General features: G+C 53.8%; 6 protein-coding genes. 3 read left to right on the forward strand and 3 right to left on the reverse strand.

Annotation, left to right across the window (positions count from 1 at the left end; translation table 11 throughout):
• The coding region (locus tag MVK46_RS09800; RefSeq protein ID WP_297536493.1) for a hypothetical protein at positions 1 to 291 on the forward strand (291 nt) is incomplete at its 5' end.
• Between the two features lie 33 nt (positions 292 to 324).
• Here MVK46_RS09800 and serS read toward each other — a convergent pair.
• The 3 genes from serS to MVK46_RS09815 form a co-directional block, all read right to left on the reverse strand.
• Positions 325 to 1689 carry a serine--tRNA ligase gene (gene serS, locus MVK46_RS09805; protein WP_297536498.1) on the reverse strand — a complete coding sequence of 455 codons (1365 nt, stop codon included), beginning with the start codon at positions 1687 to 1689 and terminating at the stop codon, positions 325 to 327.
• A gap of 48 nt (positions 1690 to 1737) precedes the next feature.
• Positions 1738 to 2940, reverse strand: coding sequence for a gephyrin-like molybdotransferase Glp (glp, locus tag MVK46_RS09810; RefSeq protein WP_297536494.1), 1203 nt, complete (start codon positions 2938 to 2940; stop codon positions 1738 to 1740).
• A 74-nt stretch (positions 2941 to 3014) separates the two neighbouring features.
• Positions 3015 to 3158 (reverse strand): hypothetical protein, encoded by a 144-nt coding sequence (locus MVK46_RS09815; protein ID WP_297536495.1) that lies wholly within the window; start codon positions 3156 to 3158, stop codon positions 3015 to 3017.
• Positions 3159 to 3280: 122 nt separating this feature from the next.
• On the opposite strand from MVK46_RS09815, the gene MVK46_RS09820 reads away from it, so the two are divergent.
• Complete coding sequence (locus MVK46_RS09820; protein ID WP_297536496.1) at positions 3281 to 4036, forward strand: hypothetical protein; 756 nt, start codon at positions 3281 to 3283, stop codon at positions 4034 to 4036.
• A partial coding sequence (locus MVK46_RS09825; RefSeq protein WP_297536497.1) for an AAA family ATPase occupies positions 4033 to 5545 on the forward strand: 1513 nt, incomplete at its 3' end. The genes MVK46_RS09820 and MVK46_RS09825, both read left to right, overlap by 4 nt.

Raw genomic sequence — 5545 nt, forward strand, 5'->3', positions numbered from 1 at the left:
GATGTATACCTTTTGTATGACCTTGTGAAATATCATCTTCCTGAGATTATAGAGCATTTCAAGGGGTTAGTGCTTGCAACAGCAAACGGCGATGAATCCAGCTTTAACGAGTATCTAAACAAGATAAAGGAAATACTGAACGCATTTAGAACCGTTATCGTGCTTTCAGATGAGTGTCCATACATTAAAGGGGCTACGGACAAAAACGAAATTTCAACGTTAATTGAACAAGTGCAAGAACTAAAGAAAAATATCAAGATTGAAAGGATTGAAGGTAAAAAAAGTATTTGAAATTTGACTTTGTACTGCGGGAATTAAACAATATTACTGACAGCACTTCTCCTTCATGCTCGCGGGCAGAATCTCCTTGAAGCCCGTGTACTTCCAGAGAACCTTCGGGAGCTTTACAACGCCTTCCTCAGTCTGGTGGTTCTCGAGTATGGCGACGATTGCCCTCGACGTCGCTATCGCCGTCGAGTTCAGCGTGTGAACAAAGCGGGGCTTCTCATTGGTTCTATCGCGGAAGCGTATGTTCAAGCGCCTCGCCTGCCAGTCGGTGCAGTTGCTGGCAGAGACAACCTCCCTGAACTTGCCCTGACCGGCCATCCAGGCCTCGATGTCGTACTTTTTGGCCGCTACGTAACCCAAATCGCCGGTGCAGATGTTGACAACCCTGTAGGGAATCTCAAGTTCCTGGAATATCTCCTCCGCGTTCGCTATGATTTTCTCATGCCACTCCCAGCTCTCCTCCGGGCGGGAATAAACGAACTGCTCGACCTTGTGGAACTGGTGCACCCTGAAGATTCCCTTTGTATCTTTTCCAGCCGTTCCGGCCTCTTTCCTGAAGCAGGGGCTGACACCGACGTAGAGGAGCGGCAAATCTTTTCCATCGAGGATTTCGTTGGCGTGCATTCCAGCGAGCGGGTGCTCCGCCGTTGGAATGAGGTAGAGGTCCTCGCCCTCAACCTTGTAGATGACGTCCTCAAAGTCCTCAAAGGTGGTGGCGCCTTCCTCAACGAAGCGACGCACCATATAGGGCGGAATTACCGGCGTGAACCCCTTCTCGATGAGCTTGTCGAGGGCGAAGCGGATTAAAGCCAAGTCCAGTATGACCAGCTCGTTGAGGAGGTAGTAAAAGCGCGAACCGCTCACCTTCGCGGCCCTCTCGAGGTCTGCTCCCCTTAAAAGCTCAAGCATGTCAACGTGAAGCCTCGGCCTCCAGCTCAAGAGCTCGTACTCCATCTTTCCGAGGCTCTGCTCCTTGAACGTCTCAAGGAAGCCCTCCCAGACCTTGGCCTTGCCCCAGAACCTAATCGGCACGTTGTCCTCGTCGCTCTCACCAACTGGGACGCTTTCGTGTGTGATGTTGGGCAGACGCCACAGGTAGTAGTCTATTTTTTTCTTGAGTTCTTCCACTTCCCTCTCGAGCTCCTCAATCTGCTTCACTATCTCGTTGCTCCTCGCTAGGAGGTCATCTATAGGCTCTCCAGCCTTCTTGCGCTTGCCTATCTGTACGGCAAGCTGGTTGCGCTCCTTCCTGAGCTGGTTGATTCTCTTCAGGTTCTCGCGCCACTTCCTGTCGAGCTCAAGGATTTCGTCAATCCATTTGACCTTCTCGGTTTCGCCCCTCTTGATTAGGTCCTTCTTAACGACCTCGGGCTTTTCGCGTATGAGCTTTATGTCAAGCATGTCCAACACCTAAGGAAAAAGGGTAGGGCCTTTAAAAAAGGTTTCCGGTCAGCCGAAGAACAGCACCTCAACCTCCTCCCCGGCCTCGAGTATCTCCACGTTCTCGGGCACCTCGATGAAGCCGTCCGCATCGATGAAGCTCGTGACGGCACCGCTCCCCTTAAGTATCGGAACGGCCTTTTCGCCCTCAATCCTCACCGGGAGGAACTGCCTTCTGCCCTTCACCGAGAAGACCTTGTGGGCGAGCTTCTTTTTGACCTTCCTGACCTCGCTCTCCCTTCCGATGAGCCTTCTCAGGAGCGGTGCGACAAGCAGGGTGAAGTTGGTGAGACAGCTCGTCGGATAGCCGGGGAGGCCGAAGACGGGCTTTCCATCTATCAGGCCGATTATCGTCGGCTTTCCGGGCTGAATCGCTATGCCGTGAATTTTGACCTCGCCGAGCTCCTCAATTATAGAGCTTGTTAAATCCCTTATCCCACCGCTCGCGCCGCCGCTGAGGATTACGATGTCGCAGCACTCAACGCCCTTCTCAATGAGTGCCTTCAGGCTCCCGCGGTCGTCCCTGGCTATACCGAGGAAAACCGCCTCACCTCCAAGCTCCCTGGCGGCGTCGGCTATTGCCCTTCCGTTGATGTCGTAAATCTGACCCGGCCTTAGCTCCTCACCCGGGAGAACGAGCTCGTTTCCGGTGCTTATGACGGCAACCTTCGGTTTTCTGAAGACGGGGACCTCGGCCAAACCAACGGCAGATAGAAGGGCGGTCTCCTTGAAGCCGAGCCTCGTTCCCTTTTTGAGGAGGAGCTTTCCCTTTGGAATGTCCGTTCCGGCCTTCATAACGCCCAGACCCGGATAAGCGGGCTTGTAGATGACAACCTCGTCGCCGTCCCTGTCAACGTCCTCGAACTGTATCACCGCATCCGCACCCTTTGGAAGCGGCGCTCCGGTGGATATGTAGACGCTCTCACCGGGCTTCAGCTCGAAGTCGGGAAAGTCGCCCGCGTTCACCTCGCCGATTACCCTAAGCCTGACCGGCTCGCTCTCGCTTGCCATGAAGGTGTCCTCTGCGCGTAAAGCGTAGCCGTCAACGGTGGCCCTGTCAAAGGGGGGCACGTTTATCGGCGAAACGATATCTTCTGCAAGAACCCTGCCGAGGGCCTCGCTCAGCGGAACCATTTCGGTCCTCGGTTTGAGGGGAAATGAGTTTATAATCTCCAGAGCCTCCTCGAGGGAAACGACCTTCAGGAACGCCATGCCACCACCGGAGAAAAGAAAAACGTTGGCTTATAAATGGGTTGCGTAAACAAAACCGCTTAATAAACGAAACATCACCACTCGTCCTCTTCCTCCCAGTCTTCCTCCTCCCACTCTTCCTCGTCCCACTCCTCGTCCTCCCACTCCTCAAGCTCGAACTCTTCGTCGAGGAACTCCTCTTCCTCCTCAACAACTTTCTTCTTCTTGGGTGGCCCCATACTCTCCCCTCACTCTAAATTCAAATTCTGGAGCTATAAACTTTATTCCAAAAGTTTAAAAGGCCGGGCGACCCTCAACGAATCCCGAAAAAGGTTTATAATCGGTGTGAGAACTCCCAACCATGAGGGTCGCGATAGTTACCGAGGACGCCCGCGTCTACTACATAGCCGCAAAGGTTCTGAAAGAGTATAAGATTCCCTTTCTAAGCCTTACGGTTAATGACAGGATTCCTTACGACGTTGAGGTCGTTCTCACGGGAGAGCGAGACCCCGTTGACTTCCCAATCAAGGTCATCGTTCATGACGAGGGCTTCATAGACGAACTGCTCGCGAAGCTTGAGGGAAGGGAGAGGTTTAAAAACGTCTTCATAGCCATAGACCCCGGGGAGAGGCCCGGACTCAGCGTCGTGGCTGACGGTAGGGTTGTTGAAGTTCACCGCCTTGAGAACCCCCGGGACGTTGATAAAATCATAGAACTGCTCGAAAAGTATCCGGGCTCAAAGATAAAAATCGGTCACGGCGCCAGGAGGCACAGGATAATGACCCTGAAGGCCCTTGGGGAAGTTCTCGGTTACGATTATCCCGTGATAGTCGTTAACGAGTCCGGAACTACTCCAAGGGTAAGCGGGGTAGAGGGCCCATCAATACTGGACATAGTTGCCGCAATCAACATAGGTCTGAGGGGAGGAAGGGAAACAACGATAGGCGAGCTTCTCCACGTTAGGGAGCCGACCAAAAGGGAAATAGAAGACATAAAGCGGAGGAGTCGCGAGCTGAGCGGGAACATAACGATACCCTCAAGGCTTGCCCGGGAGGTTGCCCTCGGTAACCTCACGATTGAGGAGGCCATACGGATTCACAGGGGGAGTTCAAGATGATATTTGGGGGTAAAGACGAGGAGAAATATGAAGAAATCAGGCTTCGAGTTGCCGAGGCTTTGAAGAGGGACGTTGGCAGGGGAATAGTCCGCTTTGACAGGAAGTATCAGAAGCAGCTCGGCGTCGAACCCGGCGACATCGTCGAGCTCGTTGGGGAGAGAACAACGGCAGCGATAGTGGCGAACCCGCATCCCGACGACCGAGGGCTCGACATAATCAGAATGGACGGCTACCTGAGGAGGAACGCGGGGGTCAGCATAGGCGACTACGTGACTGTCAGACGGGCGGAGGTTCAAGAAGCAAAAAAAGTGGTTCTGGCACCGGCCCAAAAAGGGGTCTTCATTCAGATTCCCGGTGATTTGGTCAAACAGAACCTTCTCGGAAGACCCGTCGTCAAGGGCGACCTTCTCGTGGCAAGCAATAGGAGCGATATGTACTACGGCGGCTCACCCTTCGACGAGCTTCTGCGCGGCCTCTTTGAGGCAATGCCTATGGGATTCGGGGAGCTTAAGTTCGTCGTTGTCAGTACCGTTCCCAAGGGAATAGTTCAGATAACCTACAACACGGAGGTTGAGGTTCTCCCGCAGGCGGTTGAGGTAAGGGAGGAGGCCATACCAGAGGTCACTTATGAGGACATCGGCGGCTTAAGCGACGCCATTCAAAAGATTCGTGAGATGGTTGAGCTCCCGCTCAAGCACCCGGAGCTGTTTGAGAGGCTCGGCATCGAGCCACCCAAGGGAGTTCTCCTCTACGGTCCGCCCGGAACAGGAAAAACACTACTCGCCAAAGCCGTCGCCAACGAAGCCAACGCACACTTCATAGCAATCAACGGCCCCGAAATAATGAGCAAGTTCTACGGCGAGAGCGAGGAGCGCTTAAGAGAAATTTTTAAAGAAGCCGAGGACAACGCTCCAAGCATCATCTTTATCGACGAGATTGACGCCATAGCCCCCAAGAGGGAGGAAGTTGTAGGGGAGGTTGAAAAGAGGGTTGTTTCGCAGCTGCTCACGCTGATGGACGGCCTCAAGAGCCGCGGAAAGGTAATCGTTATAGCGGCCACCAACCGGCCTGACGCGATTGACCCGGCCTTGAGGAGGCCTGGAAGGTTCGACAGGGAGATAGAGGTCGGCGTCCCGGACAAGCAGGGAAGAAAAGAAATACTCCAGATACACACCAGAGGAATGCCCCTTGAGCCAGACTACGACAAGGCAACCGTCCTCAAGGTCCTCAACGAGATGAAGAGCCGGGGGAACTTCGACCCCAAGAAGATAGAGGCCGTCATTGAAAAGGTGAAGAGAGCTAAGGATGAGGGGGAGGTAAAGGAGGCCCTGAAGAGTGAGGGCGAGATATACGCCGAGGTCCGGAACAGGCTGATTGACAGAATGCTCGACGAGATTGCCGAGAAGACCCATGGATTCGTTGGTGCCGACCTCGCGGCCCTCGCGAGAGAGGCAGCAATGGTCGTACTGAGGAGGCTCATAAACGAGGGCAAGATAAGTCCAGAACAGG

Source organism: Thermococcus sp., assembly GCF_027066465.1.
Lineage (GTDB): Archaea > Methanobacteriota_B > Thermococci > Thermococcales > Thermococcaceae > Thermococcus.